The organism is Acinetobacter sp. RG5, assembly GCF_031844265.1.
Lineage (GTDB): Bacteria > Pseudomonadota > Gammaproteobacteria > Pseudomonadales > Moraxellaceae > Acinetobacter.
In genome coordinates, this window is sequence record NZ_JAUZUV010000008.1 from 25,172 (window position 1) to 40,952 (window position 15,781).

Genomic DNA, 15,781 nt, shown 5'->3' on the forward strand with positions numbered 1-15,781 from the left:
GCTTGCCTTCCTTAATTTTTTCCAGAGATTTCATTAAAGAAAGCTTTGCTGTCCGGATCACGACCCAAGAAGTCTTTCACCATTTGCTCGCCATGCTTTTGACCACCTTGAGCCAGGACCGTATTGCGATAATGCGCACCGACTTTCTTGTCCATCAGCTGATCACCAAAGGAGGAAAGCATATCCAGGGCAATAACCTCAGACCACATATAGCTGTAGTAACCTGCTTGATAGCCGCCCATCAGATGCCCGAACTGTCCCGGGAACTGCTGACCGTTAACATAACCCAAGGCAGTTTTACCTTCCATATCCTGCCAGAGTTTTAAAGGCTCAATGTTTTTTGCATCTTTACCATGCAGGGCCATATCATATTGGGCATATAAAGCCTGACGGGCATAATGCAGGCCTCGGCCGTAATTCTTCACATTCTTTAAGCGCTCGGTCATGGCAGCATCCACCCGAGGACATGCTGGCTCACAGTAATCTGCTACTTTTGACAAGGTTTCCAGACGACGTGCCCACTCTTCGTACATCTGTGACGGCGCTTCAACAAAGTCACGCTCTACCGAAGTACCAGATTGTTCTGTATAGCGGGTCTTCGAAAGAATCCCGTGCAAGGCATGACCCATTTCATGCACAAAGGTTTCCAGTTCATTGCTGTTCAAGCCCTTACGGTTAAAATTGGTCACCAGTACCGATACCGGACGACGCTGATTCAGGGTACTGCCGCCATAAGCTCCCCAGACAGCTGCATGCCCATATTTGCCTTCACGCGGGTATTTATCAACATATAATCCGCCCAGGAATTCGCCCGTAGCTTTGTCATGTACCGCATAATATTCTACTTCATCATGCCAGGCCTTGACTTTCACCGGCTTGAACTCAATACCATAGAGTTCCGAAGAAATAGCGAATAACCATTTTTGCGATGCTTCTGTCGGGAAATAATCCCGCAATTTTTCCTGGTCTACCTTGTATTTGGCCTGACGCAGTTTTTCACTCCAGTAACCCTGATTCCAGCGTGTAATTTCTGCTTTCTCTAATGGAACTTTTAAAGTTTCAGCCTTGAACTGGCGTAATTGTTCTACATCCTGCTTTTCTAGAGGTGCAACTTTGGCATAAACCTCATCCAGAAAACCGTTCACCGCTTCCGAAGTTTTGGCCATGCGGAATTCAAGCGCAGAATGGGCATAGCTTTCCTTGTCAAAAAGTTGTGCCATTTCATAACGCAGATCAATGGCCTTTTTCATGAATTGCAAGTTTTGTTCGGTCCCGCGACGCGTGTAAGCGGTCTGGTAACGTTTGCGTGCTTCATCACTTTCTGCCAGCTCCATAAAAGGCTGGTATTCCGGATAATCAAAGCCGAGCAGATAATTGCCCTTTTCATTTTTCTTTAAATTTGCGATGTAACTTTCTGGCAGGCCTTTCATTTCAGCTGGAGTAAATTCAACTTTTTCAGGGTTATCCCGCACATTTTTGGAAAAGTCCTGTCCCAGTTTGGTACTTTCTTCAATAATTTCTTTCAGTCGTTTCTGTTTTTCTGCACTGAGTTGTACCCCGGTGTTCTCAAACTGCTCCAGAATATCTTCTAAAAATTTCTGATCAATCGGATCACTGGCTTTCAGTTTCTTGAACTGGGCATACAGTTTAGGATTCTGATACAGGGTGGTCTGGTATTTGCTGATTTTAAGTTCACAGTCATCGGCTGCCTGACGCAATGCAGGATCCGGATCGACATTACTATATAGCCCTACTGCAGCACCGAAATCACGGGCTTTGGCATGCAACTCATCCCATTCAGCCAGATAAGGTCCGGCCTTGGCTTTATTTTTAATTTTCTTATTTTCAAATATCTGGATATCTTTTTGCATGGAGGCCAGACTGGCATCACATAAAGACGGAATTTCTGCAGCCTTGAATAATGGCAGCAGCTGTACTTGGGTATCTGCCGCTACACCTTGATATCCCCCCATTATCATTAAACATAAGGTACTTAATTTTAAAGACTTTGATTTCATATTCATCTCCAGATTTTTTCTTACTTTTTCGTATTAATATCGATATACATCCATTCTGAAGACAGAATCGGATGGGACTTATGTCCAATAATTTGGGGTTGGGTCAAGGCGTTACGGTAGGTGCTATAGAGCATCAGGGTTGGCATGTTGACTTCGAGAATCCTGGTCATTTTGCGATAGAGCAGATCACGCTCCGGACCTGGCGGCATGCTCTGGGTTTGCTCGTAAAGACGGTCAAATTCAGGATGCTTGAAACAGGCATTGTTGGTGACATTGACATTCTTGCCATAGAACAGCTGCATAAAATTGTCGGCATCCGGATAATCGGCAATCCATGCAGAACTCTTGAACATGGTTTTACATTGCTTTTCCAGCTTGATGCCTTCAGCGAATGGCATGGCCTTACTGGTCAGCTGAATATGGATACTGTCCAGGGTCTTTTTCCAGAACTCACCCTGTTGCTGGCCCCGACTGGTATTCCCAGTAATCAGTTCAATCACCAGAGGTTTACCTTCAGGCGTTTTCCGCCAGCCATCTGCACCGATCTTGTAGTTATAGCGGTCGAGCAACATGTTGGCTGCTTTGACTGAATAGGGAATACTGCTTTTATAGGACGGTGAATAGCCTGCTACTCCTGGGGGGATAGGCATGTGCAGTTTTGCTCCATCCCCCTTAAGTAATACATTGATCATGTTTTCTACAGAAAATGCCATCGCCATGGCACGACGTAAGGCAATTTTTTCTGGCGCGAAACCACCCACGACCGGGTTTTGCATATTCCAGTAATGATAGCTAATGGAGGGCTCTAAAATACGTGACAGCTTCACTCCCTGCTGAGCCAGCTCAGGCTTTAATTTGTCACCATCGAGGGCCTGTACGACGATATCGCCCTCAATTTCGAGCAGGTCCAGTTCATTTTTCTTAAATGCCAGCATCCGGGATTGCGCTTCTTCAATAACACGCACATCAATAGTGCCGATTTGAGGCATTTTTTTGCCCTGCATGGCTTTTACAATGGCCTGATCTTCTGCACCACTGGCTTTAAAGTCCCAGACAAAACCACGATAAGCTGGATTTGGTTTTAAGATAATCCGTGAGCCTGGTGTCCAACGGCTGAGCACATAAGGGCCAGTTCCCACTGGCCTATTCATGACCCAACCCGCCTTGTCTTTATATTTTTCAATCACTTCACGAGCTACTGCAGCGGCAGGTCCATGTGCCAGCAACATCGGAAAGTTCTGATCCGGATTATTCAGCTTTAATATCAAGGTATAGCGGTCTGGAGTCTGAATCCCTTCAAACGGATTTTCATAGGCTTTGCCATTCTTTTTGCTTAGAGCCATCCATGCGTCCAGCCCTTTAATTCGGCCATCCAGCAACCAGCTGTTCGGTGAATGCAGCTTTGGGTCCAATAAACGTTTCAAGCTATAAGCATAGTCATACGAAGTCAGTTCACGTTTTTTATCGCCGAAGACCGGATCATCGGCAAAGTAAATACCCTTTTTAACTTTAATGGTATAAGTCAAACCGTCTGCACTCACTTGAGGCAAACTGACTGCAGTCAATGGCACTAATTTTGCCGGCGAGGCCAGATAATCATAGGTAAATAAAGTCTCAAAAATCGCGGCATTAATCTTGGCTGAATAACGGTCATGGATATAACCCGGATCAAAACCGGTTTCAGCTGCCAGAAATACTGTTTTTAAAACCTTATTCGGGTTGGCAGGATTGCTGGCCCATGTCGATGCACTCCCTGCCATCATCAAACCGGCCACTAACACCCCACTGGCCAGTTTTTTTAAAGTATTTTTATTCACATTCATACTGGTTCTTAATCTTCTCAAGTTATTTTTTAACAGGTTCAATATCCATATATTGCCAAACTGCTCTGGTCACCGGATGGGCCTTAAAGCCCTGTACATGCGGATGAATCAACCAGTTGCGTATACGGGTATTGTGCAGAATCCATGGATTATCGGCCTCCATCTGACGGTTCATCTGCTCATAATATGGCATCCGCTGCTGCGGCGGCAGTTTCATCGCGGTCTGGTACAATGCGTCGTAGGCTTTTGAGGTATAGCAACTCAGGTTGCCTTGCTGCGCATTTGGCCCATACAGTAACTGGGCAAAGTTTTCCCCTTCCGGATAGTCCGCAATCCAGGCTCCCCCCCACATCATATGTTTGCATTGGGTGGCTTCTTTTAGATTGTCAGCAAAATTACTAACCTTGAACTCAATTCGCACCCCGATCGCATCCAGATTCTTTTTCCATAACTCTGCAGAAATCACCGAAGAGCTTGAGCTGGTTGAATTCATTTTTAGTGTCAAAGGTTTGCCATCAGGCAAGGTTCGGTAACCATCAGCGCCTTTCTTATAGCCAAAGCGGTCAAGCAGTTTATTGGCCAGTAATGGGTTATAAGCAATACTGCTTTTATACGTCGGGTCATGTCCACCCACGCCCTCTGGCAAAATCATTTCAGCTTTATCGGCATGACCTTTGTACAACTGCTGGATGGCTTCTTTCTGGTTATAGGACAAGGCGAGAGCACGACGTAAGGCAATTTTTTCCAGTGAATTCCCACCAATTAACGGATCTCGCATATTCATGATGGTATAGGTAATTTCCGGTTCTTTATTCGGATAATGCAGGATGCCTTTTTTCTTGTATTCGCTTTTCAGCTGCTTATTTTCCAGTGCCTGTTCGGCGCCGCTCGCAGTGAGTTTGTCATAGTCCAGTTGTCCAGACTTTAAAGCCAGCCAGCGAGACTGTTCTTCTTCAATAATACTGATTTTGACCTTGCCAATTTGCGGCATCTGCTTGCCTTGCATGGCTTTGACAATACGTTGATCCCATTCGGAACCATCGCCCTTAAAGTTCCAGACAAAACCGCGATAATTCGGGTTGGCGGTCAATTCAATACGGCTACGCGGCACATATTTGTGTAACTGATACGCCCCTGTTCCAACCGGATGCTGACCTGCCCGATGACCATAATGTTCGATCACCTCCCGTGCGGTACCACTAAAAGCCACATAGGCCAGAATATAGGGAAAATTCAGATCGGAACGGGTCAGGGTAATTTGCAAAGTATATTTATCTAGTGCTTTTAAACCGGCAATCGGTGCATCGTAGTTGAACTTGCCGGTTTTTTTAGCCTGCTGGATGATCTGCTCTGCCCCAAGGATTTTTCCCTCAATAAAAGAAAAAGAAGGAGAATGATTTTTGGGATCCATAATCCTTTGCATGGAATAGATATAATCACGCGCCACCAGTTCACGCTTCTTACCCTGAAATACAGGATCAGGACTAAAATAAATTCCTGGCTTGATTTTAAAGGTATAAACTTTGCCATCCTGCTCAACTTTGGGCAAAGATTCAGCTGTATTTGGAGCCAAGATTGCCGGCCGCGCCAGATAGTCATAACGTAATAAAGGCTCAAAAATAGCTTCAGCAACGCTACCACTATAAAAATTATAGGTTTTGACCATATCAAAACCATCATCAGGCGCTTCGAAAGCCAGGTTTAAAACTTTATCCGGATGTGCAGATGATTTTGCCCAGGAGGCTTGCCCCGTAGTCATGGCCAAAGCCAAAATTGTCATACTGAAAAATGCTGATTTCAAATTTGTACCTATTCTTGATCTTGAAGTTTTATTACTATAGGAAGTCTTTAACACATCATCCCATATTTGCTTCAATGGATGGGTCAAAGCTGGACAGATGGAATAAACTGAACAAAGCGAATTTCATGCCATCCTCGAAAAATAACGATTTTTTCCTGTTATTAACTCAAAAAAGCTTATTTTTATTAATCATTTAAAACATTATCAATAACATAATATTTTCCATGAATCATTAATTTAATATTTATTCTTAAAATCTAGTCCCAAGCCTAGTCTGCACAAAAATAAACCAGACCTGTTTCATATTATTGCATCCTCCCACTACTTCAACCCAAGAAAATACATACATAAGCAAATGAAATATATAATTATTATCTTATTAAATTATTGTATATTTTATGTAAAAATCATGCACCATGATTAAACTTTATTCAATTTATCTTTCAGTTTTAGATTCCTTTCTTATTCATTAAATATTTATTTTTTACTTTCTCATGGTTTCCTATAGAGACTTTCTTCAGATTTTAAACCCCACTCTCTTAATTTTTCTTCATCAAAACTTAGTAAACCTCCCAAAAAACTAAATTAAATATAATTTTTTCAATCACTTAATATTTTTTAAAATTAATAATTTATAAGTTGGCATTCGCTTTGCTTAAGTCCTCCCAGCACTACTTCACATAACAAAAGGGTGAAAATTACGATGAAAAAAAACAAATTGGTCGGATCTATGGGGGCTCCAACAGTTGGCAAGACAATACTCAAGTTAAGTACGCTTACCTTAAGTATGATGTGCTTGTCTTTGGCACATGCAGCCGATGAACCAGAAAACTCTGCCGCTCAACCTACCAAGGTTCAAAAAGTGACAGTGACAGGTTCATCTATTAAAGGAGTAGCTGCACAAAGTGCATCTCCTATTACTGTGCTTAAAGTCGAAGATCTGGTGAATCAGGGGGTCACCACGGTTGAAGAAGCCATTAATAAAGTAAGTGCTAACCAAGCTGGTTTTGCTGTTTCTCAAAATATTGGTAAAAGTAATACTTCAGGTTCTTCTGCCAACCTGCGTGGGATTGGTACTGATAAGACCTTAGTTTTATTAAATGGGCGTCGTTTGGCTAACAGCCCATTTAGTACTTCTGAAGTTAACCTGAATATTATTCCGCTCGCGATGGTTGAGCGAATCGAGATTCTGCGTGATGGTGCTTCTGCAGTATATGGTGCAGATGCAATTGCCGGTGTAATTAACTTTATTATCAAAAAGGAATACCAAGGTTTCGGTATTTCTGGTGGACTGCAAGCACCTGAAGAAAAGAATGGCGACAAATATGATGTCTCTATTTTCGGTGGTTATGGTGATCTGGATGAACAAGGTTTCAACGTTTACGGTGTAGTAGATTATCGTACTTCTGACATGATCATGGCCAAAGATCGTAAAGTCAGCCGTCGTGGTGGTTTAATTCCAGAGTTGAACATGGCGATCGGTTCAAGTGCCGGCTTCCCTGCCAACCTTTTAGATTCAGGTGTAGGTGTAGTTAACCCTTATATCAATCAAAACTGTAATAATGCACCAAATATGTTTGTATCTGGTACACGTTGCCTGTTAAACACTCAAGCACTCATTGGTATTACTCCAGAAGAAGAAACTTTTTCAGCTCTAGGTAAAGGTACCTTCAAATTAACCGATTCATTAAATGCGGTTGCTGAATATATTTATACTGAAAGTAAAGTAAAAACCTCGATAGCACCTGATGTATGGGGAGGTAGTCTTTCTATTCCAAATACCAGCAAATATTATCCAGGCAACGGCATTACACCAGACATCGCTGGTCTGGTAGATCCAAGAGCAGCACTTTATTTACGTTCACAATCAGGTAACCGTGTTTCTCAATCAGAAAATGAATCAAACCGCTTTTTTGCAGGGATTGAAGGTGAAGTCTACGGTTGGGATGTAAATGGTGGCGTTACTTATGCCAAAAGTGAAGCAACTGATAATTTCGTCAGTGGTTACCTGAATCAAAGTTTGGTTCAAGCCGCACTTAATGATGGCACCTTAAACCCATTTGGTCCTCAGGCCGCTGCAGATGCTGGGAAATGGTCTACTTTTGATGTGGCAGGCCCAACAAATATGGCAAGTCTGGATTCTACCACTATAGATTTCACCGTCAGCCGTCCAATCTATGAACTACCTGCAGGTGAAGTTGGATTTGCCTTGGGTGGTAGCTACACCACTCAGGACTGGGAAGCCAAGGTGAATGCCGATCTTGTTCGCCAGGTTCCAGGTTCTGGTATTGATCCAAATAAACCGTCAAGTTCAGGTGACCGTGATATTACTGCGGTGTTTACTGAATTACATGTACCGATCTTGCCGACTCTAGAAGCTCAACTTGCGGCACGTTATGATGACTATAGTGACTTTGGTGATACTTTCAATCCAAAAGTATCCCTACGTTGGGAACCGGTTAAAGAGTTAATGTTCCGTAGTTCTTATAGTACTGGATTCCGTGCCCCAAGTATGTGGGAAATCAACTCTTTACAAAGTGAAACCAATACTAGCACTAACTTCAATAACCCACGTTTTTGTGATGCTAACGGTCAACCGACCAGCACCCAATTTGCAGACCAATGTGGTATGCAGTTCAAGCGTAAACAAGGTGGTAACCCAGACTTACAGCCAGAAGAATCAACCTCTTTTACAGCCGGATTCGTATATGAACCAATCAAGAATCTGGTATTCACCGCTGATTACTACAATATTGACATTGAAGGTTTAGTCAGCTCAGTTACTCCTAATGACATTTTTAATGACCTTGATCGCTATGGCAATCTGATCGTTTACGCTCCAGATGGTCGTATCCAGTATTTAAATACAACTCTACAAAATATGGGTGGATTAAAAACTGAAGGGATTGACCTCAGCCTGAACTACTTAAGCCCAATGACAGCAACAGGCCGTTTTGGTTTTGGGATTGATGGTACCTATGTCATCAAAATGGATGAGCAAGAAGAACCAAACGGTGAATGGGAAGGGCTCGTCGGCATCTATGATGATCCTGCAGTCGTCCGCTGGAGACATATTGCCAATATCAACTGGTCTTATGAAGACTGGAAAATGAGACTAGAACAACAATATATCCGTGGTTATGAAGACTTTTCTCAAGAACGTGATGTAAGTGCCTATACGCTTTATAACTTTGCAGGCACCTATAGCGGATTCAAGAATTTAGAGCTAACTGCAGGTATTCGCAACATGTTTGATGCAGAACCACCTGCTTCTGATGCAACCAACAATGCTCAATATGGCTATGACCCTCGTCACGGTGATCCAATGGGCCGTACCTACTTCCTACGTGGTACCTATAAATTCTTTTAATTAATTACTTCGCAAACACTGCTGCCAAGCGGTGTTTGCGGTTTTCCCCGTTTAATTTTAGCCAAACAAAAAATAATGCTGCCTGTAACTAAAAACAATTTTCTCATCAGTGCACTATTTCCTGTTTGTCTTAAATTCTAGGAGTCATGATGGGCACAAAGTTTGAAGACTTAGAAAAAAACTCCGCCAAAAAACTGACTGGTATTGGGGTCGTTGTTTTTTTGCATATCCTGGTTGGCCTAGTACTCATGGCTGGTATGGCAAAAGACATTATTAAACCGACAGAACAGCCGGTTGAACTAATGATTATTCAAGATATTAAGCCGCCTGAACCTGAGCCACCAAAAGAAACTCCACCTGAACCACCAAAAATCGTGGAAAAAGTGGCACAAGTGCCTGAGGTGAAACCGGTTGAAAAAGTAGTTCCTGTACAGAAAACACTTCCAACGCCAACCCAACCGACAACTGTTGCAGTACCTACTCCCGTTGCAGCGAGTCCTTCACCAAGTCCGGTAGCAGCACCGGCTCCAGTAGTCGCAGCCGCTCCAGCCCCAGCTCCTCCACCCGCTGGCGTAACTCGTGGTGTTTCACAAGGTGAAGCAGGGTGTAAACGCCCAGACTATCCACGTGATGCACTGATGAATGAAGAACAAGGTGAAGTCTTGATCTCTGTATATGTAAATACCACCGGCAAGGTCCAGGATGCCAAAGTGAAAAAGTCGAGCGGTAGTCGTGCGCTGGATCGTGCAGCATCCAAGGCCTTCAGCTTATGTACTTTCAAGCCGGCAATGAAAAATGGCGAACCGCAAGAATCTTGGTATGACATTCCCTATGAATTTGTCCTTGACTAACAGATACAACAGATAAAGAAAAAAATCAGGAGATCCATGATGAAAAAATCACTAAAACCTTTAAAAAATATGACTGCTGCTGGTGTAATTGCCATGAGCACTTTATTACCTCTGCAAACAGTTTTTGCAGAACAGTCCGCTACCCCCAATACCAGTGCTGTCACTGAAACAGTGGTAACAACACCTGCAACAGCGGCTACACCGACCCCGCCACCACTGCCTGCTGAAGCTAGCGATGAAAAAGCTGGATACAATCCTTATGGCCTAGAAGCCATGTGGAAAGAAGGTGATATTGTTTCTAAAATCACTTTGTTTATTCTGGTGGTCATGTCGATCGGTACCTGGTACATCATGATCAGCAAATGCCTGCAACAAGGCAAGATTCGCAAACAGGCTAAGCAAGCTGAAAATACTTTCTGGGAATCATCTTCTCTAGATAATGCAACCGAGAATCTGGATGAAGCCAGCGTCTACCGTTTTATTGCGGAAAAAGGTATCAAGTCAACCAAAAATCATGGTGGCACATTACTTGAGCGTATTGATTTCAATACCTGGGTCACCATTTCGATTTCCCGTGCAATCGACAAAATCCAGAACCATCTGAGTGGTGGCCTGGCCTTCCTTGCGACAGTAGGTTCTACTGCGCCCTTTGTTGGCCTGTTTGGTACGGTTTGGGGTATCTATCACGCACTTACCGCGATTGGTGTTTCAGGACAAGCATCCATTGATAAAGTTGCCGGCCCAGTCGGTGAAGCACTGATCATGACAGCCATCGGTCTGGCAGTCGCAGTTCCTGCCGTGCTTGGCTACAACTGGTTAACGCGTCGTAATAAAGCGGTCATGGAAGAAGTCCGTACCTTTGGTTCTGATTTACACGCGGTATTACTCAGCGGTGAAATTACAACCAATAATTCTGTTAATCGTGACGTGAAGTAAGAGTGAGGCATCAGCCATGGGAATGATGGTCAATTCAAACGACAGCGATGATGAGGTAATTGGAACCATTAATACCACACCTTTGGTTGATATTATGCTGGTTCTGCTCATTATCTTCCTGATTACTGTACCGGTTGCCATTCATACCGTACCTGTCGATCTGCCTGAAGAAAGAAATGTACCGTATGAAACCAAACAGGAAAACATCCAGCTGGCTGTCAATAAAACTGGCGATATTTTCTGGAACGAAATTTATATTGCAGATAAAACAGTTTTACTGAGCCGTTTACAGGCAGAAGCACAGAAACGTCCGCAGCCTGAAGTGCATATTCGTGGTGATCAGTTAACACCTTATGAAGCAATTGATCAGGTGATTAGTACCACCCAACAGGCCGGTATTGGCAAAATTGCTTTTGTCACCACTCCGCCCGCTACACCTTAAGCACAAAGAAGGATTAAGTTTATGGGTATGAATGTTGGTTCAAATCAAGACGATGATGTGATGCTAGATGTCAACATGACACCACTGATTGATGTCATGCTGGTCTTGTTGATTATGTTTATTATCACAATTCCTTTGCCGAATAACTCGATTAATATCGATCTACCGAATGGAACGCCTCCTGTAACCGATGAAAAACCGCCTGAGCTGGTGGAATTACGTCTGGATGCACAAGGCAAGATTTTCTGGAATGAACAGCCGGTAGCAAATACCCAAGCTCTGGAAAACTTATTCAAGACAGTAGCGCAAAAAGCAGATCAGGATCAGATTAAAATCAAGGCGGATCGTGCCACTGAATATAAACATATCGCTATGGTCATGGCGGCAGCTCAAAGGCTGGAGGTCAAAAAAATTGGCATTATGAGTAATAACAACTAAGTATTTTCAAGATATAAAAAACCCAGCATGTGCTGGGTTTTTTATTCATCCGGTTTTACATCTGTGACTGAATATAATTTTGCAGACCAATCAGTTCGATTAAGCGCAATTGTTTTTCTAACCAGTAAGTATGGTCTTCTTCGGTATCCGACATTTGCTGGCGTAACATATCACGGCTGATATAGTCACCTTTCTCTTCGCACAGTTTGATGCCCTGCGCCAGTTTTTCCCGCACATGATATTCAAGTTTTAGATCGGCTTTCAGGCAGCTCACCACATCCTCGCCAATCTCAACGTCATCGCGCTGCATGTTTGGCGTTCCTTCAAGGAACAGAACACGACGGATAATCGCATCCGCATGCTGGGACTCTTCTTGCATTTCGTGATCGATACGTTCAAAGATTTTGGTCAATCCCCAATCTTCATACATACGAGAGTGAATCAAGTATTGGTCACGAGCAGCCAGTTCGCCACCGATCAACATATTTAAATAATCTACGACTTCTGGATTTCCGCGCATTTGAATAACTCCCTACCTGTATTTTGCTATTATGGCGAAAAGCAATTGAATTTGCAAAGCTTAACCATGGTTAAATATTTGATTTTTATATAATTAAAATGAGAAGTACTTGCATTTACACTTTGTTCTTAATGAAATCCCATTTATAAAACAACACTTTGCACTTTCATTACGCTTGGCAATAACCTAAAACTGGCGAATAAACACATGCGTTAAAATTTGTAAATCTTAATTTTGACCAGACAAATTCATTCTTTTTGTATAAACATCACTGCATTGGCGTACTTCATGCTTAAATTTCGCTTATCATTCACACAAATTTAAAACAACAACGGTTCCGATATGACACATCCACAAACAACAGCGCCGGTTCTGGTTACCGGTGCATCGGGTTATATTGCCAGCTGGGTCATCCAGAAATTACTCACGCAAGGCTATACCGTACATGCCACGGTGCGCGACCTGAATAAAAGTAAGAGCTTTGCCCATTTAGAAAAAATTGCCGACAGCACTCCGGGAACTCTCAAGTTATTTCAGGCCAATTTATTAAGCCCGGGTTCTTTTGATCAGGCGATGCAAGGCTGTGAAATTGTCTTTCATATGGCCTCACCTTTTGTGGTCACCAACTATAAAGATGCAGTCAAAGATATTATCGAACCTGCGGTATTAGGCACTGAAAATGTACTGAATAGTGTCAATCAGACTGAATCAGTGAAACGCGTAATCGTCACATCGAGTATCGCATCCACTTATGGCGATGCCATTGATATTCTACAAACTGAGAATAACAGTTTTGATGAATCCCACTGGAATACCACCAGTTCGGCCACACATCAGCCTTATCCTTATTCCAAAGTCATGGCAGAGCGCAAAGCCTGGGAAATGGCTGAAGCACAGGATCGCTGGGATCTGGTCTGTATCAATCCGGCACTGGTTTTTGGTCAATCCTTAACGCCAAATACCCAATCCGGTAGTGTAGAAGTCCTGCAACAGTTTGCCAACGGCATGACTTTGCTTGGTGTCCCGCCGATGTGGAATGGCGTCGTCGATGTTCAGAATGTCGCTGAAGCGCATATCCGTGCGGCGTTTAATCCGCAAGCGCATGGCCGTTATATCATTTGTAGTGAAAGCTTGAGCCTGCTGGAAATGGGCCAAATTCTGCGAGCACATTTTGGCAATAAGTTTCCCTTCCCGCGCAATCAATTGCCGAAGGCAGCCTTTAAACTGTTCGGGCCTGTAGCAGGTTTTAGCCGTAAATTTGTAGAGCTGAATATGGGTTATCCAATTTTCTTTAATGCGCAAAAAAGTAAAGATGAGCTCGGCATTGAGTATCGTCCGGTGAAAGAAAGTCTGGTTGAACATTTCCAGCAGCTACTCGATGATGGTGTTGTGAAAAAATATATTCCTTAATCTTTTTATGCAAAAAGCCACCCGAAGGTGGCTTTTTTAACTCTTATTCTTTCATGAAATGTGCAGAGATTTAGGCTTCAAGCTGACCATAGTCTTGCATCAAGCCAATAAACTGTTGTTCATTGATCACTGGAATACCAAGTTTTTCTGCTTTATCCAGTTTTGAGCCAGCTTTTTCACCCGCAACCACACATTTGGTTTTGCTGGATACACTGCCACTGACTCGTGCACCTAAGGCTTGCAATAACTGGGTTGCATCATCTCGTCCCATACTGCTTAAAGTCCCGGTGACCACCCAGCTTTCGCCGTTTAACGGCTGACGAGTCGGTGCGATCGGTGCATCCCAGTGAATACCGGCAGCCAGTAAACGATCCAGAACTTCCAGATTATGCGGTGCCTGAAAGAAATCCAGAATCCATTCCGCAGTGATATCACCTACATCCGGAGTTTTCTTTAAAGCCTCCAGATCGGCCTGACGCAAGGCATCCAGCGTCTGGAAAGTATTGGCCAGCATCCGCGCCGTAGTTTCACCCACCCCACGAATACCGAGTGCATAGATAAAAGCAGCCAGTGTGGTCTTTTTACTGTTTTCAATGGCATCCAAAAGATTCTGAACCGATTTGGCGCCCATCTTTTCAATACCGAGCAAAGTCTCACGATGTTCATGCAGATGGTAAATATCTGAGACATCTTTTAAAAGATTTAGATGTAGCAGTGACTCTACCCAGCGATCACCCAGCCCTTCGATATCCATGGCCTTACGCGACACAAAGTGACGAATGGTTTCGATCCGCTGCGCAGCACAATAGAGTTCGCCAGAGCAACGGGCCAATGCTTCACCTTCCGGCATCACCACGGGTGAATCACAGACTGGACATTGCTCAGGCAAATGCACTTCAACTGCATCAACCGGGCGAAATTCCGGCCAGACTTTTTCAACTTTAGGAATCACATCGCCACTACGATAAACACTAACTGTATCGCCAATACGCACATCCAGACGGTGAATTTCGCCAATATTGTGCAGGGTTACATTAGATACTGTTACTCCGCCGACAGCGACTGGATTCAAACGCGCGACTGGAGTTAATGTTCCAGTACGACCGACTTGCCAATTAATATTTTCTACCGTAGTCAGTGCTGCAACTGCCGGAAATTTATAGGCGGTGGCCCAACGCGGTTCACGGCTCAGGAAACCAAGCTGTTGTTGCTGTTTCAGGTCATTGACCTTGATTACCATGCCATCGATTTCGACACTGAGACTGGCACGCTCATCAATGATCTGTTCGTAGACCTTTTGCACGTCCTGAATACTGTCACAGATAAAGTGACGCTCGCCAACCGCAAAACCGAACTGATGTAACCATTCCAGACTGGCGGACATAGTGGTTTGTCCATGATGCGGCACGCACTGAGCAATCCCATAAGCATAAAAAGCCAATGGCCGCGAGGCAGCAATATTCGGGTCCAGCTGACGCAAACTTCCTGCCGCAGCATTACGCGGATTAGCAAAGGTCTTTTCACCTTTGGCGGCATTGGCAGCATTCAATTTTTCAAAACCGGATTTCGGCATCAACACTTCGCCGCGGACTTCCAACAAATCGGGAATGATGCCATTCACCGGAGATAAAAGTTTCGGCAGGTTGCGAATGGTTCTGACATTCTGGGTGATGTCTTCACCGGTTTCCCCATCGCCGCGTGTCACCCCACGCGTCAATACGCCATGCTCATACCAGAGTGAAATGGCCAGACCATCAAATTTCAGTTCCACATCATATTCAATTTTTTGATTTGGCAAACGTTCTTCAATACGGCGGGCAAAAGCCAGCAGATCTTCCTGATTAAAGACATTGCCTAATGACAGCATCGGCACGGCGTGTGTGACAGTCACAAATTTTGAAAGTGCCTGCCCACCGACTTTTACCGTTGGTGTATCCGGTTGCTGTAAATTTGGATATTGTTCTTCTAAGGCTTTGAGCTGGTGAAAGAGCTGATCATATTCACTGTCTTCAATGCTCGGTTGATCCATCACATAATAAGCATGGTTATGCTTGGCAAGCAGTTGAATCAGTTGACGCATTTGCGCAATGACAGTGGCATCTTGGGTCATAATTTCACCATAAAAAAGGGCGGAAAATCCGCCCTGTAGAATATTCAGCTTTTGGCTATTAT

At 43.7% G+C, this 15,781-nt stretch carries 11 protein-coding genes; 6 read left to right on the plus strand and 5 right to left on the minus strand.

The features are described 5' to 3' along the window. Window positions 1-11: 11 nt before the first annotated feature. The 3 genes from Q9R21_RS09225 to Q9R21_RS09235 are packed head-to-tail and all read right to left on the minus strand — an operon-like array spanning window position 12 to window position 5,621. Window positions 12-2,018 (minus strand): M3 family metallopeptidase, encoded by a 2,007-nt coding sequence (locus Q9R21_RS09225; RefSeq protein ID WP_311204301.1) that lies wholly within the window; start codon window positions 2,016-2,018, stop codon window positions 12-14. A 20-nt stretch (window positions 2,019-2,038) separates the two neighbouring features. Beyond that, the gene (locus tag Q9R21_RS09230; RefSeq protein WP_311204302.1) at window positions 2,039-3,841 is read right to left on the minus strand and encodes an ABC transporter substrate-binding protein; all 1,803 of its coding nucleotides are present in this window, start codon (window positions 3,839-3,841) and stop codon (window positions 2,039-2,041) included. Between the two features lie 22 nt (window positions 3,842-3,863). Then, a complete protein-coding gene (locus Q9R21_RS09235) occupies window positions 3,864-5,621 on the minus strand; it encodes an ABC transporter substrate-binding protein (protein ID WP_311204303.1) in 1,758 nt (585 codons plus the stop codon). Between the two features lie 724 nt (window positions 5,622-6,345). Between Q9R21_RS09235 and Q9R21_RS09240 the strand changes: the two genes are divergently transcribed. From Q9R21_RS09240 to Q9R21_RS09260, 5 genes are all read left to right on the plus strand, one after another. Beyond that, complete coding sequence (locus Q9R21_RS09240; RefSeq protein ID WP_005104845.1) at window positions 6,346-9,012, plus strand: TonB-dependent receptor; 2,667 nt, start codon at window positions 6,346-6,348, stop codon at window positions 9,010-9,012. Window positions 9,013-9,161: 149 nt separating this feature from the next. Then, entirely contained in the window at window positions 9,162-9,863 is a 702-nt protein-coding gene (locus Q9R21_RS09245; protein ID WP_004646084.1) for an energy transducer TonB, read from the plus strand. Window positions 9,864-9,899: 36 nt separating this feature from the next. After that, the gene (locus tag Q9R21_RS09250) at window positions 9,900-10,799 is read left to right on the plus strand and encodes a MotA/TolQ/ExbB proton channel family protein (protein WP_155757262.1); all 900 of its coding nucleotides are present in this window, start codon (window positions 9,900-9,902) and stop codon (window positions 10,797-10,799) included. 16 nt (window positions 10,800-10,815) lie between these two features. Continuing rightward, window positions 10,816-11,241, plus strand: coding sequence for a biopolymer transporter ExbD (locus Q9R21_RS09255; protein ID WP_005251074.1), 426 nt, complete (start codon window positions 10,816-10,818; stop codon window positions 11,239-11,241). 21 nt (window positions 11,242-11,262) lie between these two features. After that, complete coding sequence (locus Q9R21_RS09260) at window positions 11,263-11,679, plus strand: biopolymer transporter ExbD (protein WP_004279208.1); 417 nt, start codon at window positions 11,263-11,265, stop codon at window positions 11,677-11,679. Window positions 11,680-11,734: 55 nt separating this feature from the next. On the opposite strand, the gene bfr is transcribed toward Q9R21_RS09260, so the two are convergent. Beyond that, window positions 11,735-12,199: a bacterioferritin gene (bfr, locus tag Q9R21_RS09265; RefSeq protein ID WP_004279207.1), complete on the minus strand. Its 465-nt coding sequence runs from the start codon at window positions 12,197-12,199 to the stop codon at window positions 11,735-11,737. Between the two features lie 342 nt (window positions 12,200-12,541). Between bfr and Q9R21_RS09270 the strand changes: the two genes are divergently transcribed. Then, window positions 12,542-13,609, plus strand: coding sequence for an aldehyde reductase (locus tag Q9R21_RS09270; RefSeq protein WP_311204304.1), 1,068 nt, complete (start codon window positions 12,542-12,544; stop codon window positions 13,607-13,609). A gap of 70 nt (window positions 13,610-13,679) precedes the next feature. On the opposite strand, the gene ligA is transcribed toward Q9R21_RS09270, so the two are convergent. Continuing rightward, window positions 13,680-15,719 (minus strand): NAD-dependent DNA ligase LigA, encoded by a 2,040-nt coding sequence (gene ligA, locus Q9R21_RS09275; RefSeq protein WP_035342540.1) that lies wholly within the window; start codon window positions 15,717-15,719, stop codon window positions 13,680-13,682. Between the last annotated feature and the right edge of the window lie 62 nt (window positions 15,720-15,781).